Below are 18,379 nucleotides of genomic sequence, written 5' to 3'. Positions count from 1 at the left end.
AGGAGCTTATCCCGGCACTGGCGGAACGCCAGTGGCAAACCCTCGGTTCAGAGCCGGAGCCCTATCCCTGCCCCGGATACGGCATGCCGTCCTTGTGCAGGAAGCGCCCGTCCGAACTCGGGCTCATCATGTCGATGTCGGAGCAGGTGATGACATCGTCCGGAGAGCGCGAGCCGACTTCCAGGTAGCGCGCCGTGACCGACGCGCGGTTGATCATGTGATGGCCGTTGCCGCTGTTCTTGGCGAAGGCAGCACTGTCACCGGCCTTGAGCAGCGTCTCGCCGCCATCCTCGACCAGCACCAGTTCGCCTTCCAGCACATGGACGAACTCGTCCTCGTGGCTGTGCCAGTGACGCTGGCTCGACCAGCCGCCGGGTGGCAATGTCATCAGGTTGACGCCGAAATCGGTAAGCCCGCCGGCATCGCCGAGGCGCCGGCGCGTACGGTCGGCGCAAGGGGCGTCGAAGGGTGCGGGGTAGCCCGAGCCCTTGCGCTCGGGCACGGATGCGAGATCGATCTTGGGCATGGGATGCTCCCGAGGTGAGGCGGCAGTGTAGCGCATGGCGGGTGGAGGCACAGGGCCAAGTTGCGCGTTTTGCCTGGGCGTATGCGACGTAGCGCCCTACGGCGCCCCCCTCTGTCCTGCCGGACAATCTCCCCCCAAGGGGGGAGATTGGCTGTTGTCGCTGCTTTCGCCAATTTTCAACAGCGCCAGGAAGAGAGCCGGCGCCGAAGCCGCCAATCTCCCCACTTGAGGGGGAGATGTCCGGCAGGACAGAGGGGGGCGCCGTAGAGCGCGGATCTCGAACCGTTCTCGCCCTAGCCACCGCCCAGCCCTAATGCGCCGCGCCGAGCTCCTTCACGTGCTTCTCGTGCATCTTCAGCGTCGGCAGCGTCTTCTTGGCGAATTCCTTCAGCGCGGGGTCGTCGCCCGATTTCGCATAGGTGCTGAACAGCGCGACCGCCTGCTTGTGGGCCTCAGTCTGCATCATGACGTATTTCTCATCGAACGCCTTGCCGCTGGCGGCTTTCAGCTGGTCCAGCATCTGCTGGTCCTTGGGCTGCAGCGCGGGTCCGGCGGGCTTGATCGAGGCGGTGGTCTGCCCCTTGCTCAGCGCCTGCTTGAAGTCCTCGCCGGCCTTGGTGTGGTCCTTGATCATCTGGCCGGCGAAGGCCTTGACGTCCGCCGAGGCGGATTTCTGTTCGGCGAGCTGGCTCGACTGGATCTCGAATTCATTGGCGCTGGGCACGGTGCCGACAAAGGTCGGGGTGTCGACCTTGCTGTCGGGCAACATGGGCGCGACCGCGTTCGAGTTGGTGCCGTTCGTCTGGGCAAGGGCGGCGGGCGCGACGGCGGTCAGCGCGACGGCGGCCATGGTCAGGAGCATTTTCATCTGGCGTCTCCGATCGGAATGGTTCCCTCGAGGAGTCCAACGCCGCAGATGCGGCGAGGTTGCCAGCCGTGTCCCTTCCCGTCGCGCCGTAGAAGGGAAAGCAGCCTTGCGACCGCGGCAGGATCTACGGACGACGAGGCCCCAGCAGAAAGGCTGTCATCGTCGCGCTCACGCACGCCACCGCCAACAAGGGGACGAAGCCCGAAGAGCCGGGGCTTCGGTGCATTGGACCAAGGCTTTCCGGAGCCGGAGCATTTTGAACCAACCCGTCCAGGTCGGACCTGCTCCCCCGTCGAACGGAATAGGCGCGCGTCAACTCCGCACCGAGCAGAAAGATTTCCGATGAATAATAGACCCAGAGCAGTATGACGAGCAGCCCTCCGGCCGCACCATAGGACGACGCGATCGCACTCGTGCCGATATACCAGCCGATAAGCGACTTTCCCAACGTGAACAGAGCGGCGGTCACCACGGCACCGATCCCGACATCCCGCCATTGCAAGGCACGGTCCGGCAGCACTTTGTAGATCGCGGCAAACATCACGGAGATCAGGGAAAAGGAAATCAGGGTGTTGATGGCGCTCAGAACAAATTGGCCGAACGGCAGATAAGCGCTGATCACGCTGCCCAGAGCCGAGATCGCCGCGCTCGCCGCCAGGGATACCAGCAACATGAAGCCGAGGGCGGCGACCAGGCCCAGACTTGCCGCACGCGCGCGCAAGAGACGCGACAGCGAATCTCCTTTCGCTTCAACCTTCCATATTGCATTCAGGGCCTGCTGCATCTCGCCAAACACCGCGGAGGCGGTGACGAGCAGAGTGGCCACGCCGATCAGGGCTGCCAGGGTCCCCGATGATTTGCTGGATGCCCCTTCGAGCGCCGTCTGAAGCAGCGCCGCGCTTTCCCGGCCCATCAGCCCCGATATCTGAGCAGACAAGGCCAACTGTGCCGCGTCATGACCAAAAGCGATGCCGGCTATCGCGACGACGATTATCAGGACCGGGGCTAGCGACGTGGCGGCATAAAACGCCATTGCCGCGCCATGGCTAAGGGCATTGTCGTTGACAAAGCCAACCACGCTTTCTCGCACCAAGTCCCATACGTCTTTAACTGCAGGGCGCACGTCTAATCCGTGAAGCGGGTCGCAAACCGTCTCCTATCAATGCAGCGGATCTTCCGATGTTCCGGCCGACTTGAGCGAGAGTTCCAGCAGCCACGTGAAGCGCGGATCAAGAACACGGGTCAAACACAAGGCATCCCCCGACGAGCCCGCCTGCCTCATCGAACAGGCCGACGGCGACCATGTGCTGAAGAGCCACTCGGAACTGAAGCGTGCGGACCGAGCGACTTCAGTGGCAGCACGCCTCGCTATATTGCAGCTGCTCGCCGAAATTCGGCCGGCCCTCCGGCGTGAAATCCATCAGGTTCCACAGGATCTCACAGGTGCCGATGGCGCGCGGGTCCTGGCCGGGCTCGGTCGGCGCGAAGCCGAGTTCCGACGACCAGAAATGCCTGATGCCGTCAGCGTCGCGGTGGAACACCGACAGCAGCGGGATCTGCGCGCCGTCCGCATCCTCGGCATTGTAGTCGCGCTTGAAGCTGTTGTTGGCCGACGACACCAGCCGCATGTTGCGCCAGCCGCGATCGCGGCCGAGCGTGACGAGGTTTTCCAGCGCCGTCCTGGCCACCACGGCGAAGTTGAAGCCGGCCGCTTCGAGATGGCCGACCGCGCCGTCGAACTGGTCGAGCAGGGCGGTGCAGGACGGGCATGGCTGGTCGGGCCGGGCGAGCTTCGCGGTACCGCCGCCGGCCGCGACGTCGCGCGTCTCCCGCGGATGGCGCGGGAACATCATGTTGTAGAGGATCAGCGTGTTCTTGCCGGCCGCGAACAGCTCCGACAGTTTTATCCTGGCGGGCTTGCCGGCTTCATCGAGGCCGTCGAATACATAATCCTGCGGCACCAGCCCGCCCGGCGGCAGCGCGCGGCGCGCCTCGGCCACGGCTTCCATGGCCCGGCGCAGCTCGATTTCCTTCTTCAGCAGCTTTTCGCGCGCGGTGCGGTATCTGGCGGATTCGTTGGGAAAGGTGATCATGATCGGCTCCTTGGTTCCGCGCGCCGGCGTCCCGGCGCGGTTGCTCTGCGATCCAAGGACGTTTGGCCGGAACCGGTCCCGACATTTCGCATCGGGCAGGCCCGGCCTTGCCACATCCCCGTTATCGGCTACAGCTGCGAGTGGAGAGAAGAATGCACGAAGCCGACGAGATCGACCTGCGCTGCCCGCAAGTGGTGGCCGACAATGCCGCCAAGGGCCTGCGGCTGCGCAAGCAGTTCGGCCGTGGCGGCACCGAGATCGGTGTCGCGCGGGCGACTGAGCTGAAGAACCGCGAGAAGCTGGCGCCTTCCACCATCCGCCGCATGGTCAGCTACTTTGCCCGCCACGAGGTCGACAAGCGCGGCAAGAATTACGGCAATGAGGAAAACCCTTCGGCCGGCACCATCGCCTGGCTCTTATGGGGTGGCGACGAGGGCCGCGCCTGGGCGCTGGAGATCAAGCAGAAAATCGGCAACGCGCCCGATATCTGAGGATGCCCTGCCCTCCGCTATGGCTTCGGGCGTTCGTCGCTTCAATCGACAAATCGTTGTCGATTGATCGGCTTCGCCGACCACTCCTCACCCCTTGACCCCGCCGGCTGTGAGGCCGGAGACGATCTTGCGCTGGAAGATCAGCACCAGCACCACCAGCGGCACCGTGACGATCACCGAGGCGGCCATGATATTGCCCCAGGGTATCTCGAACTGCGAATTGCCCGAAAGCAGCGCGATCGCCACCGGCACGGTCCGCCGCGCGTCGTTGGAGGTGAAGGTCAGCGCAAACAGGAACTCGTTCCAGGCACCGATGAAGGCCAGCAGCCCGGTGGTCGCCAGCGCCGGCCACATCAGCGGCAGGAAGATGCGCGTGATGATGATCCACGGCGTCGCGCCATCGAGGATCGCCGCCTCCTCGACCTCCACCGGCAGGTCGCGCACGAAAGCGGTGAGCACCCAGACGGTGAACGGCAGCGTGAAGATCATGTAGGAGAAGATCAGCGCGAGGAGCGAATTGTAGAGGCCGAACAGCCGCACCAACTCGAACAGCCCGGCCAGCACCGCCACCTGCGGAAACATCGAGACCGACAGGATGGCGAACAGCAATGCCGAGCGGCCGCGAAAACGGATACGCGCCAGCGCGTAGGCCGCGGTGACGCCGAGGAACAGCGATAGCGCCACCACCGCGCCCGAAACCACCAGCGAGTTCAGCAGGTTGCGCAGGAAGGCGCCTTCGGACAGCACGTTGCGATAATTGCCGAGGCTGGGCGCCCTCGGCCACAGGTCGGCCTGGAACAGCTCGGTCCCCGATTTCAGGCTGGTGACGATGGCGTAATAGAACGGGAACACCGCGATCAGCACGATTGCTCCGACCAGCAGATAAAAACCTATGCGCTTCAGCAGCCACATCTCAGCGGCCTCCGTCCAGGCTTAGCCGGCCGATGCGGATGGTGAGCATGGTAAGCAGAGCGAGAATGAGGAAGAGCAAGGTCGAGGCGGCCGAGCCATAGGCGAACTTGTCGAACTCGAACAGGTTCTCGCGGGCGAACACCGACATCGACTTGGTGTGCGCATTGTTGGGCGTCAGCACATAGATCAGGTCGAAGATGCGCAGCGCATCGAGCGCCCGGAAGATCACCGCCACCATCACCGCCGGGCGGATCAGCGGCAAGGTCACGCGCCAGAAGATCTGCCAGGGATTGGCGCCGTCCAGCCTGGCGACCTCGATGATCTCGCGCGGCAGCATCTGCAGCGCGGCAAGGATCAGCAGCGCCATGAAGGGCGTCGTCTTCCAGATGTCGACGATCAGCACCGCCGCCATCGCCGTGTCGGCGCTGGCGGTCCAGGCAATCTTGTGGTCGATCAGCCCGAGGTTGACGAGCACGACATTGATGATGCCGAACTGGTCGTTCAGCATCCACTGCCACATCTTCGCCGAGACGATGGTCGGGATCGCCCAGGGGATGAGGATCGCCGCCCTGACGATGCCGCGGCCGGGGAATTCGGCGTTGAGCACCAGGGCGACGACCATGCCGAGGATCGTCTCGCAGGTCACCGAAACCACCGCGAACCGCACGGTGTTCCAAACGGCGCCCCACCAGACCGGGTCGAGAAGCAGCCCGTCGTAGATGACCCGCCCGCTCGGCATGCGCAGCACCGAGACGTAATTGGCCAAGCCGACCCATTGCCGGGCGTCGAGGTCTGACAGCGAGGCGTCGGTGAAGCTGAAATAGACCGTGCGCGCCAGCGGCCAGCCGGCAGCGGCGGCGAGCACCACAAGCATCGGCGCCAGGAACAGCCATGCCGAGCGCGCACGCTGGCGCGTCAGGCTCGAACCAGAGCGCGCATCGGCCGGGTGCGCGCTCACCAGCCCTTGCCTTTCAGCCGGGTCAGCGTTGCTTCGAGGTCGGCCAGATTGTCGGCGGCGCTGCCCTCGCCGGACAAGGTCTTGTGGACGGCGTTCCAGAACTGGCTCGACGCCTCGTTGTACTTGTTCCTGGTCACCGCCGAGGGCCGTGGCCCGGCATTGAGGAAGACCTCCTTCCAGTGTGGAATGATCGGCTGTTGCCGGGCGATGTCGGCATCGTCATAGAGCGCCTGGATGGTCGGCAGGTTGGCGGTCTTGAGCGTGCGGTATTTCTGCATTGCCGGCGAGGCGATGAACTTGACCAGCTCGATCGCGGCATCCGGGTGCTTGGAATATTTCGAGACCGCGAGATTCCAGCCGCCGAGCGTCGCCGCCGGCCGGGCGCCCTCGCCCGTGCCCGCCGGCAGCGGTGCGACATCGAACTTGCCCTTGATCGGCGACCCCTGGCTGTTGCCCAGCGCATAGGCATAGGGCCAGTTGCGCATGAAGACCGCATTGCCGGTCTGCCACACGCCGCGCGCCTCCTCTTCCTGGTAGGCGAGCACGCCGGGCGGGGCGATGGTGCCGATCCAGGCCTTCGCCATGTCGAGCGCGGCCGCCGCCCGGGGGTTGTTGATGGAAATCGCGCCATCTGGCTCGACGATATGGCCGCCGCCATTCGACACCACCCATTCGAACGCGTCGCAGGTCAGCCCCTCATAGGCATTGCCCTGGAAGACGAAACCCCAGATATCCCTGTTGCCCGACGCCCGCTCCCTGTCCATCACCAGCCTGGCGGTGTCGCCCAGCTCCTTCCAGGTGGTCGGTACCTTGGCGCCGTATTTGTCGAGCAGATCCTTGCGGTAGTAGAGCGCCGGCGCATCGGTGAAGATCGGCAGCGCCACCAGCCTGCCGTCGACGGTCTGCGACTGGATGATCGACGGGAAATGCTTGGCCACGACATCCCTGGTCGCCTGGGTCAGGTCGACGAACTGGCTGGCGAGCTGCGGCGCCCAGATGACATCGGTCTGGTAGACATCGACGTCGCTGTTGCCGGCGGCGAGCCACAGCCTGTACTGGCCGAACTGGTCGGTCCCGGACGACGGCATGGCGACGATGGTGACCATGTCGCCGCTCTCCTTCTCATAGCGGTCGAGGATCTCGCGCAGCACCTTGAGGCCGTTGCCGGTGTCGCCCGACACGATCGACAGCTCGACCGCGCGCGCCGGACCCGCCGCGAGCACGACAACGACGCTCAACGCCAGCAATGCGTGGAAAAGCTTCATCGCGGTGGATCTCCCTTGGCAGCCGGCGGCGCACGGCACCGGCAGCCGGTCAGACCCCACCGTTCATTGAATGCGGAGCAGCGCCTTGGGTTCCCGAACAGCCATCGTCGCCAGTCAGCCTTCCCAGGCGACGGGCCTCATGCCCAGCCGCTCGTAAAGCCGCACGGCGGCGGGGTTCTCGAGCGTATTGGTCTTGAGGTCGACATGGGCCGCGCCCCGGTCGCGAAAAATGGCGAAGGCGTGCCACATCAGCGCTTCGCCGACACCCTTGCCGCGCGCCTCGGGATGAACGGCCAGATCCTTGACGAACGCCGAGCTCCAGCACAGTGCAGCCGCCGCCAGCCTGCCCTTGGCGTCGATAACGAGGAAACACAGCGCCGGGTCGAATTGGGGATCTTCGGATATGCGTGGCCACCATTCGTCGAAGGGGCCGTCCGTGCCGTCGTCGAACACTTCGCCCAGCAACGCATGCAGGGGCAGCGCGTCGCCGCGCTCGAACGAGCGCATGACGAAGCCGTCCGGCCAATGCGGTGGAACGAGTGTCTCGTCGAGGATCTTGCGCAACCGGATGTCGTTCGGAGCCGGCGGGCGCGGTTCGGGCATCGCGCTCAGGCGTCGGGCTGAAGGCGCCCGCGCTTGCGGTCGACGCCGAGGCCGGTCGCCTCGAGCAGGCCTTTGCGCTTGGCGTCGAAATAATAGCCGGTCTGGTAGAGCCAGTCGGCCTTCTTGGCGTTGCCGTTGGACACCAGCCAGGCGCCGCGCAGATATTTGACCGCGTATTTGAGGTTGGTCTCGGCGTCGAACAGGCCCTTGGCCGGCCCATCATAGCCCATGCCGCGCGCCGTCGCGTGCTTGATCTGCATCAGCCCCCAATGGCCATTGTTGTAGGCCTTGGGATTATAGGTGCTTTCGCGGTTGACGACATGGCGCACCAGATCCACCGGCACCTGGTAGAAGGCGGCGTATTTGACGATCAGCCGGTCGACGTCGCCGCGCATGCCGGTCGCATGCTGCTCCGGCTCTACCGGCTCCGACGGGAACTGCACCAGAGCGGCAGGGTTCTGCGGCACGACATAGGCCACCTGCTGCACGCCAGGCAGTTTCTGGCCGCCCTTGGCAACCGCCGGTACGATGAGCCCGGCGGTCGTATAGGTCTCCGCCGACTGGATCGGTCGGCCGGCTTTCGCCGGGGCCGGCGCCTGCCAGGCATTGGCGGCCATCACGGCGGGCACGGCAGGCGCGGTTGGGGTCGCCCCGGCAAAGGCCGCGGCCGGCTGGGCGACGGCATCGAGGGCCGGTGCACCCGCGCTTGGAGTCGATTCAGTGGTCTGGACGGGGCTGATTCCGGAGGATTGCGGCAGCACCGAAACCGTTTCCGGCAAGGGGATGGTGAAGCCGGCATCGCTGCCGGCAACGGTCGCGGTTTCGGTCAGCGACGGCGCGGCCTTCATCTGCGAGGTCGAGGTGCAGCCGCTGATGCCGGCAGCGGCCACGATCACGCCGACGGCGATAAGGGTTTGTTTTGCTGGCAAGCCGCGTTCGGTGTCCGGTTTGTCGGGTGTTAAGATTTTCCTTACACCAGCGATTCCTGGGTAGCAATCGGGGCCATCTGGTGGTTTTCGGGTGGCGCGATGCAGGCAGCGATGCCATATTGTTCCTGATATGTACCGGCAGGAATCCCGGATTTCGCCGCTTTGCGGAAAGGAGTGCAGCATGGAAACGACATCTTCGATCACGGCCGGCCACGCAGTGTTAGAAACAGTGATCGGTTTCATGGGCATCGCTTGGAGCGAAAAGGGCCTGATCCGGCTTTGCCTGCCCGAACGCAGCCGCGAAGCGGTGGAGCGGCGGCTGATGCGCCATGCCGGCATTTCCGCCTCCACGGCCCAGCCATCATGGGTGGTCGAACTGATCGCCTCGATCAAGGCTTACGCCGCTGGCGAGGACGTCGATTTCACCGGCTTTCCCGTCGACCTCGACGGCGTCGACGATTTCCGCCTCGCCATCTACGACGCGGCACGAAAGCTCAGCTATGGCGAAACCACCACCTATGGCGAACTCGCCAAGCGCGCCGGCCATGCCGGCCTGCCGCGCGAAACAGGGGCGGCCCTTGGCGCCAATCCGGTGCCGCTGGTCATCCCGTGCCACCGCATCCTTGCCGCCGGCGGCAAGATCGGCGGCTTCTCGGCGCCCGGCGGCTCGACCACCAAGGAAAAGATGCTGGCCATGGAAGGCGTGCATGTCGGCCCGCCGCCGCCGGCGCAGGTGTCCTTCGGCTTCTGAGAGCAGTAAGCCGCTCCCGGGTGCTAATGGCGCCGGATGAATCGATGCCTGAAATGCTCATTGTCCGGCCGCTTGCAGTTGTACACCGGACAGGACTTGGTATCGGCGCTCGGCACATAGGCGCGTGTCCGCACCTCGCCCATGGTGCAGAACTGCTGGCTCTGCACATAGCGGTCATAGAGCGGCAGCCCCGGCACCCGGTTCGACTGATAGCGAAGGATAACCGCACCTTGGCGCGCGATCGTCGACTGAACCTTGCCGCAGCTCAGACGTGTGGGGTCGTAGCGCGAGATGGCCTGCGCCTGGGCGGCCACCAGCGTGAGGCAGGCGGCAAGCAGGATGGTTTTCATGGTCCTCTCCCTCGATCCGCCGCCCGGGACGGCACGATCTTGCGCCACGGTTTCACCAGATTGGGGCGGCCGTTGGGCGGCCCCGGATCACGACGTTTTCACGCAGTCTTGTTTTTTGTGCGAAAGCAGCCTATATCAGCCCCATTGATATTTCGGCCGATCGATCCGGGCCTCGCGATCTTCGCGTTTGCTGACGTCTATCTCCAAAATCTCGATGCACACCGGCTGGACTTCGGTCCGGTCATACCAAAGCAAATGTGAAGGACTATTTTTATGGCAACTGGAACGGTCAAGTGGTTCAACGCCACCAAGGGTTTCGGCTTCATCCAGCCTGACAGCGGCGGCGCGGACGTTTTCGTCCACATCTCGGCTGTCGAGCGCGCTGGACTGTCGACCCTGGTCGAAGGCCAGAAGATCAACTTCGAGATCGAGCAGGACCGCCGCACCGGCAAGTCGTCCGCTGGTTCTCTGAGCAAGGCAGCCTGATTTTGAAAATGGCGCGCGCCGGACGAGAGTTCGGGGCGCGCGGCAAGTCACGGATGTACTGACGGTCGCGCGAGAAGCGCGCCGGAGCGGAAAGACCCGACAAGCTGGAACAGCAGATAGCTGCCAGCCCGGACCGGACGCTCCCAATCAGGCTACCGAAATGGGAAGGCGGGATTTATCCCGCCTTTTTATTTGTCTGGGGTTTGGCGAAGGCGGCGAAGCTGCTGTCCTTCTCCCCCTCTCCATACGGGGAGAAGTGCCCGGCAGGGCGATGAGGGGCACCGCCAACGTTTCGGAATTGCCCCTTTTTGAACTTACCCCGAAAGGCTGGCCGCCGCCCCTCATCTGGCTGCCGCCATCTCTCCCCGTATGGAGACGGGGAGAAGGACGCTGCGGCACCGCTTTCGCCAACTACCGGCCGCCCTACCCCACCCATTCGATCGGCACATGCCCCGGGTCCGCCTCCACGCGGCCGAGCCAGGCGACCACCGCCGGATAGGCGTCGAGTTGGAAGCCGCCCTGCTCCGCCGTGTGGGTATAGGCATAGAGCGCGATGTCGGCGATGCTGAATGTGCGGCCGGCGAAGAAGGCGTTGTTTTCGAGATATGTGTTCATGACGCCGAGCGCCTTGTTGCCGCGCTCCAGCGTCACAGCCAGCCGCTCCGGCGTGGCATCCGCTGCGCGTTCCGGAAAGGTCAGCAGTGCCTTGCGCACGGCGATGTAGGGCTCGTGGCTGTATTGTTCGAAGAACAGCCACTGATAAGCGAGCCCGCGCTCATATTTGTCCGCGGGCAGCAAGCGCGTGCCTTCGGCGAGATAGAGCAGGATGGCGTTGGATTCTGCCAGCCGCCGGCCGTCGTCCAGTTCCAGCAGTGGCACCATGGCGTTCGGGTTCTTGGCGACGAAATCGGCCTTGCGCGTATCGCCGGTATGCGAACTCACCTCGACGGTGGTGAAGGCCAGGCCGAGCTTGGCCATCAGTAAACGCGGCTTGTAGCAATTGCCGCTATCGATCATGCTGTAAAGTATCATCATGGTTCCCCGGAGCGCTGCTTCTGCGAGCGGATTATCGCAGCGGCGCCATCCTCAACCAATGATTTGTTTTGGCGCGACCATCAGCGCCGCTTATGCAATGGCACGACCTTGTTGTCGAAGCCCAGCAGCGCATCGACGGCAAGCGGCTCTTCGTTGAAGATGGTGCCGGCCAGCGCCGGACGCCCGAGAAGAAAGCCCTGCAGCAAATCGACCCCGCCTTCGAGCGCGACACGCAAATGGGTGGGCTGCTCGATGCCCTCGACCAGCACCTTGGCACCGCGATCGTGGAGGCTGGACACCAGCGGGCGGAAGAAGCGTTCCGCGGCGGCGTGGCGGCAGAATTCCGCGAACCAGCCGCCATCGATCTTGACGATGTCGGGCTGAAGCAGGCTCACCCGCTCCACGGTCGAGTGGCCGGTGCCGAAATCGTCAATGGCGATGCGGATGCCGTCGCGCCGCATTTCACGCACCAGTCTGGCCAGCAGCGCATCGTCCGCCGCCTGCTCGGTGATTTCACACACGAGCATTGCCGGAGCCAGGCCAAGTTCGTCGAGGTGCCGGCTCATCAGCCGGATCTCGGCCAGCGCCCGTCCAGCATGGTCGTTGACCAGGGGATTGTAATTGAAGAACAGGTCGAGCCCGTCGACCCCGATATTGTGGAAATTCCTCAGATGCAGCACCCGGCACATTGTTTCGACGTACAGCCGCTCCGGAGCCGCGACGCTGTCGAAGAACATCCGCGGCGACACTGGCCGGCCGGCGCGGTGCGGTTCGATCAGGCCCTCGACGGCCACGGGATGCAAGCTGCCGCCGCGCGGGGCGTAGATCGGCTGGTAGGCGCTGCGCAGGCGGAAGTCGCCATGGATGCCACATTCGATGCCGATCTCGTCGACGAAGATCGCATCGCCGACGGTGCGCCGCCGCTCGACGCTCATGGCGCCACCTTGCGCCCGAAAGCTTTTGCGGGCCTCCCGGTGCGTGGCGCGACGGGGGCGGGAGCGGGCGCATGGCTCGGGGGAGGAACCGGCTCGGGACTGCCCTGGCCGAAAGCGCGGAAACTCGTCGGCGCCAGTTCTGGGCGGGCCAGCACATAGCCCTGGACCATCGAGGCGCCCGATCGTTCCGCCAGCTCCAGTTGCCAGCCTTCCTCGATGCCTTCGAACACCGTGCGGATGCCCTGGTCCTCGAAGCTCCTCACCATGGATGTCAGCAGCGCGAAACCGGCGCCCGATTCCATCAGTTGCGTGATCCAGTGCGCATCGAACTTGACGATGTCGGGGCGCAATTCCTTGACGCGGGTGATGTCGGAATCGTCGGCGCCATAGTCGTCGACGGCAATCCGGAAGCCGTTGGCCCTGAGCGCGGCGACGAAGCCGTGCAGGGTTTCCTGCGATGCCGATCTCTGCTCCGTCACCTCGCAAACGACGCGGCCCGGATCGATGCCGGCTTCCTGCAGCACCAGCCGCATGTCACGCAAGGCATTGTCGGCGACAGCGCGCTCGGTGAACACCGACGGGTCGAAATTGATGAAGATCGACGCCTCTCGCGGTAGGCAGGCGCCGGCATTGAGCAGATGCAGCGTCCTGGTCAGCGCCTCGACATGCAGACGGTCGGCCGCCGGACAGGTCGAAAAAAAGCTCATCGGCGATTGCGGCTCGCCGTCGCGAAACGGACGGATCAGCCCTTCGAAGGCGGCAACCGAAAGCTTGCCCTCGTTGAAGGCAAAGATCGGCTGAAAAGCGCTTTGCAGCGTATAAATGCCCCAGACACCACTCGAGGTGCCGTCATCATGACGGGTGATATGGTCACCCAGTCGAAGCATCTGATTTCCCACGACAAACTTTGGGCATCGGTCTTCGAGTCACAACTGGGTCACACGGAGCATCCGAAATGGCATCAATCCGCAAGCGTAACGGCAAATGGAATGTCCAAGTCAGACGGAAGGGATCGTCACCAAGATCACGAAGTTTCCTCGTAAAGGCAGACGCCCTCGAATGGGCCAGAGAGATCGAACGATCATTGGACCGACAAGAGCTAGGTCCCGACCGAAGGACACTGAAATCGGTCACCCTGGCTGAACTCGTCACCCGGTACCGTGATGAGGTCTTGCCCAAGAAGCGGTCATGCCGATTTGAAACCATCTTGCTGGACAGGTTCATCCGCTACCCCATCGCTTCGAAAAGCTTGAACGACCTCCAGCCGAAGGACTTCGCACACTACCGTGACCAAAGGCTTAAAGAGGTTTCGAGGCTGACCGGTCGCCCCGTGACTGCGAAGTCACTCCGGAGGGAACTCGCCCCGCTCTATCACATGTTCAAGATGGCTAGGACCGAATGGCACATCCCGACCGGAAACCCTCTCCAAGACCTGTATCTGCCCGCGATTGACGTCAGGCGTGAGCGACGCCTACGTCCCGGAGAGGAAGAACGATTGCTTCTAGAAGCCGGGAAACTCACGACGCTCGACGGTCAACCACAACTCTTTGTCGGTCCTATCATCATGTTCGCCACAGAGACGGCCATGCGGCAGGGTGAAATCCTCGGGATAGAGTTCCGGCACATCGACTTCGAACGCTCACTCTTGGTCATCCCTCTCACCAAGAACGGCCATTCAAGAACGATCCCGCTGACGACCAAGGCAAGGGCTTGTCTCACACTGGCTTTCGCCCAACCACGTCCCGACCAGATCGGGCCACCTCATGTCATTCCGACGACGAAAGCATTCCCGATACATGTCGAAGTTCTGAAGACCTCTTGGACCCGGATATGCAGACGGACGACGCCAACAATCGAGGACCTTCATTTCCATGACCTCAGGCACGAAGCGATATCCAGACTGTTCGAACTCGGGCTTACCGTTCCAGAAGTCGCCTCGATCTCAGGCCACAGGACACTTGCCCAGTTGATGAGGTATTCCCACGCCAGTCAGGAGGTAGTCAGGGCGAAACTCTTGGATCGGCCATCGACATTGATCACAGACCAAAGGGCGCTCCCCTCAGAGCTAACTCTCTGAATTACATACGTTTCCGAACCATCGGAATGTCACACTGAGTTACTAGGCCCTTGCACCCGTCTTGGGCCTTTTCTTTACGGCTGACTACGCTTCATGTGCTCAGTGGTCGAAGCGTTGATTTGTATGGGCGTTTCGCCCTGCTGGTAAACACCATCGGCGACAAAGGTGACGTTCTCCACTGTCACGATCCATTCGCGCCCCTCCGTACTGATTTGAAGTAGGTCCCCGGCACGTGGCACCGCAGCGAACTTATATGGTGTCCCCGTCATGCTGCGATTGATAAAGACCAAGCAAGTCACACTCATTTGGAAGAACCTTCTGTTGAATAAGACTGGTTAGCGCTGAGGTCTGTAGGGAATAGATAAAAATAGATCGAGGAAGCTAGAGGATTTTATTTGTGGATCGACACGTCCGTCCTATCATGATCCCCACTTTCCCCTCGACAAAAGCCAATACAAGGGGAATTTATGCGTTCGGCGGCAGTGTCTACAGTCCACTTCCTCCAATATGAAGAACCTTGCGGCGTCGCTTTTGCGAACCCTTACAGCCTCGTAGCAATAGGGGCAGTGCAGATGATCCATTAGGGCACCGGTGAGGCCCCGTAGCATCTCCCCTCGTCCCGGTGTGAAGAGTGCTTCATAAGCTCCAAGCGCGGAGATCGACAACTGACGTTGAACTTCTTTGTTTATCTCTTTGATCCTAGAATAGGATGTCATCTGCAGCATGAGTGTGAATTGTAATACATAGCAAAGAACCGGATATATAGTCTCGTACACGTCCGTATCGCTTGGGTCCTTGAAAATAAAGTTTAGATTCCAGTCCTCAGTCCGGAGGCTATCACCTTTTCTCGTAACGAGGTGATTTGCCTTGTTCATAAGAACGGCCAGTCCAATATGACTGTTCTTGTCATATATAAAGTTATAAAGTATATCTTCATCAAATGCACCGCTGTCCTCCATATTATGGATAGCTTTACGGAATATTTCCTTATGCTCTTCGGGACTTAGCATACTCCTCGTTAATTTGTCGGCAGGAGCGTCTTTCATTCTTCTAAAAAACTCGTCCTCGTCAGCGACCAGCCATGCCGCATACAGAAGGTTCTCCTGCAAAGGCTTACGCAAGGTCGCATAAGCCACAGTGAATTTGCTCTTCTCAAGAGATCGGAGGGATTCGAATACGAAGTGCAGGAGATCGGCATAGAGCGCTAGGTTGAGTTCGCCCACTGTCGATTTCTGGGCGACATCCATCCGGCCCGAGTTGGCGAGGAAATCCATGACACTGGGTGAGTTCTTTAGAGCCTCGACCTCGTGCTCACCCTGTAGCTGGAATGAATACCGCCTGTAGCCCGCCCCCTCTAATTCGGCAAGCATCCCGCCAATATTATCATATATGTGAAAGCAGAGTTCATGGTGGGCATGAAACTGCGGAGGGATATTCGCCATCCGCGCAGGATCGATCAGGCCGATTGCATTCGCCATTGCACCCCCCGTGATTCTGTAATTGCGGCCCAACGAATACCACAATCATGTCGTCTAAGGACTGACCGGATGCAGCCACCGATTGGCAAGCTTGCTGGACCGGCAGCACAGAAGGCACGCAAACCGTTGCTGGTTAGGCGGAAGGACCCCGAGAAGCGAGAGTGGACCGGTGGGTTACCGAGTAGCTGGATGGACCTAGAGGTCCCGACGAGTGAGGCCCATACACCTATATAGGTGGGGATTGCGTGACTGGCGTTGAGGGACGATCCGTCTCCAAGACAATGCCAGAGTTATCGGTCTCCGTTTGAATCACCAACCCTCACAATGAAAACTCTTCTTTGTATCTGCCCTTCCGAGGAGTCTCATTTGCAAGGCCATGCTTCTGCAAAGGCGCTACGAATGAGGTTGGGTGCCATCTGCTGGCGTGCTTCTGGGTGGGCTTCTAGATACCGGCAGACGACATCTCGTAGCTGATCAGCCCTCACTCCGACTGGAACGCAATATCCCCAGGGACGCCCTAGGTCGGCATCAACGACACCCTCGACATAGCCTGTTGAATGCACACTCTTCTGTGAGCAACTGTCGTAGAGGTCGTTGCCGCTCAGGTACTGGGTGAGATTCTGGGCGCGGACAGCACTCGTGCTTGCCAGAATGACTAGGATGAAAGCCGTCCACCTTGCCCCGATCATTCAAATGCCCTCCCGTTGGCAGAAGTTTGGATGACTTCTCGGGATCATGCAATCCCTATCACTTTACAGCAACTTACCGAAAATGCTCTCGGGTAAAGCTCCCAACAAATTCAGCATCTTGTCGAGATGATCTTCAATATATTTCATATAAACTTGCACTTGCTATTGACTTTACTGCTTATTTGTGATATGATATGCTATATCTTGGTGCGAAATTGTCTACCACTTGTTAAACTCAAACACGCTGCCATTTGGCGGCCAACCATAAGGAACCATGGACGAAATCAACATTGCCGAACTCGCCTCATTAGGAACACCTGAACTCAATTATATTGGTAACAATCCCAATCCGTACGACGTGACGGTTATAGCCCTCACCCGTGCCAAGACAGCTTCAAAAAGCGAAGCCTCGAAGGGGCACGTCAAACTCCTCCGCTCTGAAACCCATCTGTACCATGCTGGCTTTGTCGGCATCGAAGGTCCGGAGCTTGGTAGCTTTACCAGTCGAACCGATCTTATCCGTGCCCTGATCGAATGGGCGTCCAAGAACGGATGGTCGTTTGCGATGGCTCACTATTCGACGGCGACAGGTCAGCGCCTCGACGTCAATCCCTCTGCATTTCTGACCTAATCTCCTGTTTCAACAATCAATTTTCAAACAATCTGTTTTCAGAAAGGTCTAATTATGCCTGTCAATATCTCTATCTCCGACCGCTCTATGATCGCCAAGAATGTGGCCGACATGGGTGATGCCGAACGCGAGTTGCTTCGTCGTCGTGCCCATGAGACTGCCGATGCTATCGAAGGAGCGCTATCGCCAGAGTTCGGTCGTCTCGTCACGCTCGCTCTTCTAGAACGGGGTGGTGCGACCGACGAGGGAGCCGTAGAGCGGTATCTCAAGTCGATCAAGGTGAATGAAAAGCCGGTCAACTCCAAGTCGGCCTACGCCCAAAAGGGCGCAAGTCGGAGCGCTTTCTGATGAAGGCGCGTTCCGTACGCATCACAGAGGCGGAGGGTCTCCAAAAGGGACTCTTCGTCGTGCATGTCCCGTTGTCGCGTTTCGGCCAGGACGAGGCCACCCTTCGGCTAGAAGATTACAACGAACTGGTCGCGCTGAAGCTCTATCCCAATTGGTCGATCCTAGGCGGAGGCGTCTATGCCAGAGGACCGAACGGTCTTCGTCTTCTCGTCGCCCGTATCCTGACGGATGCCAAGGCTGGCGAGGTCGTGGAGTACCGTGACGACAATCCGCTTAACCTATGCCGGGAAAATCTCGCGGTACGGGATGGGTTTTCCACCAAGCATGACCGTGCCCTGTTGATTGAAGCGAGGGATCGGCTAGAGGCTGAGAAGGCCGAGAGCATCAAAGCCGGTTCCTATCATCCGCGATTCCGAAAGCCCCTGATCTTCCGTCCTGACAGCGTGGTGAAGTCCCGTCGTCGTGGTCGTGTCGTCTACTCACAGCCGCAAGGAGGGGTGTCAGCATGAGCCTTCATCATGCCGCTGCATCCTTCTGTGTGATGGAGGAGCTTCGTTCCGATAACAGGGAAGGTTCCGGCACCTATCGAGACATCGTTGCCCAGATCAATCAAGACTGGCGTGTCATCGTCTGTCGAGATAGCATCCAATGGATACTTCAATGCGCCACAGGGAGGCCGTCTGGAACGCAATGGGCGGGTAGGAGGTATCACCGAACCCGCGACAGTCTTATCCGTTCCGTACGTGAATTAGCTGGTGCGATCACTCCCGCCACACAGGCGAAACTAGACGCCCTGCCTGATTGGGTCGGGGGGTGTCCATGATGCAATTCTTTGCCACACGGAGGTTGTCTGGAGAGCGTGTCACACAAACCCTGTGTCCCAGACCCATCGAAGCCGAAATCGACTGGAGACACGCTACCGCTCATAGACGAGGGCCGGTGACATGAGACTGG

At 61.2% G+C, this 18,379-nt stretch carries 21 protein-coding genes; 7 read left to right on the top strand and 14 right to left on the bottom strand.

Annotated elements, in window-relative coordinates:
* Positions 1-61: 61 nt before the first annotated feature.
* From FJW04_RS09695 to FJW04_RS09670, 4 genes are all read right to left on the bottom strand, one after another.
* On the bottom strand, positions 62-526 hold the full coding sequence (locus FJW04_RS09695; protein ID WP_140713741.1) for a cupin domain-containing protein: 465 nt from the start codon (positions 524-526) through the stop codon (positions 62-64).
* Positions 527-836: 310 nt separating this feature from the next.
* Entirely contained in the window at positions 837-1,394 is a 558-nt protein-coding gene (locus FJW04_RS09685; protein WP_140713739.1) for a DUF4142 domain-containing protein, read from the bottom strand.
* A 124-nt stretch (positions 1,395-1,518) separates the two neighbouring features.
* Positions 1,519-2,517: a YihY/virulence factor BrkB family protein gene (locus FJW04_RS09680; RefSeq protein WP_140713737.1), complete on the bottom strand. Its 999-nt coding sequence runs from the start codon at positions 2,515-2,517 to the stop codon at positions 1,519-1,521.
* Positions 2,518-2,743: 226 nt separating this feature from the next.
* A complete protein-coding gene (locus tag FJW04_RS09670) occupies positions 2,744-3,487 on the bottom strand; it encodes a DUF899 family protein (RefSeq protein ID WP_140713735.1) in 744 nt (247 codons plus the stop codon).
* Between the two features lie 152 nt (positions 3,488-3,639).
* Here FJW04_RS09670 and FJW04_RS09665 point away from each other — a divergent pair, with 152 nt between their 5' ends.
* Entirely contained in the window at positions 3,640-3,978 is a 339-nt protein-coding gene (locus tag FJW04_RS09665; RefSeq protein ID WP_015316182.1) for a hypothetical protein, read from the top strand.
* Between the two features lie 87 nt (positions 3,979-4,065).
* Here FJW04_RS09665 and FJW04_RS09660 read toward each other — a convergent pair whose 3' ends face one another.
* The 5 genes from FJW04_RS09660 to FJW04_RS09640 form a co-directional block, all read right to left on the bottom strand.
* Positions 4,066-4,890 (bottom strand): carbohydrate ABC transporter permease, encoded by an 825-nt coding sequence (locus FJW04_RS09660; RefSeq protein ID WP_140713733.1) that lies wholly within the window; start codon positions 4,888-4,890, stop codon positions 4,066-4,068.
* A gap of 1 nt (position 4,891) precedes the next feature.
* Complete coding sequence (locus FJW04_RS09655; protein ID WP_224529548.1) at positions 4,892-5,764, bottom strand: sugar ABC transporter permease; 873 nt, start codon at positions 5,762-5,764, stop codon at positions 4,892-4,894.
* Positions 5,765-5,844: 80 nt separating this feature from the next.
* Positions 5,845-7,113, bottom strand: a complete 1,269-nt coding sequence (locus tag FJW04_RS09650; protein ID WP_140713729.1) for an ABC transporter substrate-binding protein — start codon at positions 7,111-7,113, stop codon at positions 5,845-5,847.
* 114 nt (positions 7,114-7,227) lie between these two features.
* Complete coding sequence (locus tag FJW04_RS09645) at positions 7,228-7,716, bottom strand: GNAT family N-acetyltransferase (RefSeq protein ID WP_140617760.1); 489 nt, start codon at positions 7,714-7,716, stop codon at positions 7,228-7,230.
* Between the two features lie 5 nt (positions 7,717-7,721).
* A complete protein-coding gene (locus FJW04_RS09640) occupies positions 7,722-8,645 on the bottom strand; it encodes a lytic transglycosylase domain-containing protein (protein ID WP_140713727.1) in 924 nt (307 codons plus the stop codon).
* Positions 8,646-8,826: 181 nt separating this feature from the next.
* Here FJW04_RS09640 and FJW04_RS09635 point away from each other — a divergent pair, with 181 nt between their 5' ends.
* The gene (locus FJW04_RS09635) at positions 8,827-9,396 is read left to right on the top strand and encodes a methylated-DNA--[protein]-cysteine S-methyltransferase (RefSeq protein ID WP_140713725.1); all 570 of its coding nucleotides are present in this window, start codon (positions 8,827-8,829) and stop codon (positions 9,394-9,396) included.
* A gap of 23 nt (positions 9,397-9,419) precedes the next feature.
* On the opposite strand, the gene FJW04_RS09630 is transcribed toward FJW04_RS09635, so the two are convergent.
* On the bottom strand, positions 9,420-9,746 hold the full coding sequence (locus FJW04_RS09630) for a hypothetical protein (RefSeq protein WP_140713723.1): 327 nt from the start codon (positions 9,744-9,746) through the stop codon (positions 9,420-9,422).
* Between the two features lie 273 nt (positions 9,747-10,019).
* Here FJW04_RS09630 and FJW04_RS09625 point away from each other — a divergent pair, with 273 nt between their 5' ends.
* Positions 10,020-10,232: a cold-shock protein gene (locus tag FJW04_RS09625; RefSeq protein WP_015316174.1), complete on the top strand. Its 213-nt coding sequence runs from the start codon at positions 10,020-10,022 to the stop codon at positions 10,230-10,232.
* Positions 10,233-10,655: 423 nt separating this feature from the next.
* On the opposite strand, the gene FJW04_RS09620 is transcribed toward FJW04_RS09625, so the two are convergent.
* The 3 genes from FJW04_RS09620 to FJW04_RS09610 form a co-directional block, all read right to left on the bottom strand.
* A complete protein-coding gene (locus FJW04_RS09620; RefSeq protein ID WP_015316173.1) occupies positions 10,656-11,264 on the bottom strand; it encodes a glutathione S-transferase family protein in 609 nt (202 codons plus the stop codon).
* Positions 11,265-11,347: 83 nt separating this feature from the next.
* Positions 11,348-12,202: an EAL domain-containing protein gene (locus FJW04_RS09615; protein WP_140713721.1), complete on the bottom strand. Its 855-nt coding sequence runs from the start codon at positions 12,200-12,202 to the stop codon at positions 11,348-11,350.
* The gene (locus FJW04_RS09610; protein ID WP_140713719.1) at positions 12,199-13,089 is read right to left on the bottom strand and encodes an EAL domain-containing protein; all 891 of its coding nucleotides are present in this window, start codon (positions 13,087-13,089) and stop codon (positions 12,199-12,201) included. The genes FJW04_RS09615 and FJW04_RS09610 overlap by 4 nt, the downstream gene beginning before the upstream one ends.
* Positions 13,090-13,157: 68 nt before the next feature.
* Between FJW04_RS09610 and FJW04_RS09605 the strand changes: the two genes are divergently transcribed.
* Entirely contained in the window at positions 13,158-14,279 is a 1,122-nt protein-coding gene (locus FJW04_RS09605; RefSeq protein WP_140713717.1) for a site-specific integrase, read from the top strand.
* 419 nt (positions 14,280-14,698) lie between these two features.
* On the opposite strand, the gene FJW04_RS09600 is transcribed toward FJW04_RS09605, so the two are convergent.
* Entirely contained in the window at positions 14,699-15,757 is a 1,059-nt protein-coding gene (locus tag FJW04_RS09600) for a hypothetical protein (RefSeq protein WP_140713715.1), read from the bottom strand.
* A gap of 963 nt (positions 15,758-16,720) precedes the next feature.
* On the opposite strand from FJW04_RS09600, the gene FJW04_RS09595 reads away from it, so the two are divergent.
* The 3 genes from FJW04_RS09595 to FJW04_RS09585 are packed head-to-tail and all read left to right on the top strand — an operon-like array spanning position 16,721 to position 17,934.
* Complete coding sequence (locus tag FJW04_RS09595; protein ID WP_140713713.1) at positions 16,721-17,077, top strand: hypothetical protein; 357 nt, start codon at positions 16,721-16,723, stop codon at positions 17,075-17,077.
* A gap of 54 nt (positions 17,078-17,131) precedes the next feature.
* Positions 17,132-17,425, top strand: a complete 294-nt coding sequence (locus FJW04_RS09590; protein ID WP_140713711.1) for a hypothetical protein — start codon at positions 17,132-17,134, stop codon at positions 17,423-17,425.
* On the top strand, positions 17,425-17,934 hold the full coding sequence (locus FJW04_RS09585) for a hypothetical protein (RefSeq protein ID WP_140713709.1): 510 nt from the start codon (positions 17,425-17,427) through the stop codon (positions 17,932-17,934). The genes FJW04_RS09590 and FJW04_RS09585 overlap by 1 nt, the downstream gene beginning before the upstream one ends.
* Positions 17,935-18,379: the final 445 nt, after the last annotated feature.

Source organism: Mesorhizobium sp. B2-7-3, assembly GCF_006440715.1.
Classification (GTDB): Bacteria; Pseudomonadota; Alphaproteobacteria; order Rhizobiales; family Rhizobiaceae; genus Mesorhizobium; species Mesorhizobium australicum.
Note: the sequence above shows the minus strand (reverse complement) of the source record. Positions and strands in the feature narration are given on the sequence as shown.

Bases quoted from the DNA above. Each gene is read 5' to 3' on its own strand.
- FJW04_RS09695 (WP_140713741.1), bottom strand. From the start codon at position 526: ATGCCCAAGATCGATCTCGCATCCGTGCCCGAGCGCAAGGGCTCGGGC.
- FJW04_RS09685 (WP_140713739.1), bottom strand. From the start codon at position 1,394: ATGAAAATGCTCCTGACCATGGCCGCCGTCGCGCTGACCGCCGTCGCG.
- FJW04_RS09670 (WP_140713735.1), bottom strand. From the start codon at position 3,487: ATGATCACCTTTCCCAACGAATCCGCCAGATACCGCACCGCGCGCGAA.
- FJW04_RS09665 (WP_015316182.1), top strand. From the start codon at position 3,640: ATGCACGAAGCCGACGAGATCGACCTGCGCTGCCCGCAAGTGGTGGCC.
- FJW04_RS09660 (WP_140713733.1), bottom strand. From the start codon at position 4,890: ATGTGGCTGCTGAAGCGCATAGGTTTTTATCTGCTGGTCGGAGCAATC.
- FJW04_RS09655 (WP_224529548.1), bottom strand. From the start codon at position 5,764: ATGCTTGTGGTGCTCGCCGCCGCTGCCGGCTGGCCGCTGGCGCGCACG.
- FJW04_RS09650 (WP_140713729.1), bottom strand. From the start codon at position 7,113: ATGAAGCTTTTCCACGCATTGCTGGCGTTGAGCGTCGTTGTCGTGCTC.
- FJW04_RS09645 (WP_140617760.1), bottom strand. From the start codon at position 7,716: ATGCCCGAACCGCGCCCGCCGGCTCCGAACGACATCCGGTTGCGCAAG.
- FJW04_RS09635 (WP_140713725.1), top strand. From the start codon at position 8,827: ATGGAAACGACATCTTCGATCACGGCCGGCCACGCAGTGTTAGAAACA.
- FJW04_RS09630 (WP_140713723.1), bottom strand. From the start codon at position 9,746: ATGAAAACCATCCTGCTTGCCGCCTGCCTCACGCTGGTGGCCGCCCAG.
- FJW04_RS09625 (WP_015316174.1), top strand. From the start codon at position 10,020: ATGGCAACTGGAACGGTCAAGTGGTTCAACGCCACCAAGGGTTTCGGC.
- FJW04_RS09620 (WP_015316173.1), bottom strand. From the start codon at position 11,264: ATGATACTTTACAGCATGATCGATAGCGGCAATTGCTACAAGCCGCGT.
- FJW04_RS09615 (WP_140713721.1), bottom strand. From the start codon at position 12,202: ATGAGCGTCGAGCGGCGGCGCACCGTCGGCGATGCGATCTTCGTCGAC.
- FJW04_RS09610 (WP_140713719.1), bottom strand. From the start codon at position 13,089: ATGCTTCGACTGGGTGACCATATCACCCGTCATGATGACGGCACCTCG.
- FJW04_RS09605 (WP_140713717.1), top strand. From the start codon at position 13,158: ATGGCATCAATCCGCAAGCGTAACGGCAAATGGAATGTCCAAGTCAGA.
- FJW04_RS09600 (WP_140713715.1), bottom strand. From the start codon at position 15,757: ATGGCGAATGCAATCGGCCTGATCGATCCTGCGCGGATGGCGAATATC.
- FJW04_RS09595 (WP_140713713.1), top strand. From the start codon at position 16,721: ATGGACGAAATCAACATTGCCGAACTCGCCTCATTAGGAACACCTGAA.
- FJW04_RS09590 (WP_140713711.1), top strand. From the start codon at position 17,132: ATGCCTGTCAATATCTCTATCTCCGACCGCTCTATGATCGCCAAGAAT.
- FJW04_RS09585 (WP_140713709.1), top strand. From the start codon at position 17,425: ATGAAGGCGCGTTCCGTACGCATCACAGAGGCGGAGGGTCTCCAAAAG.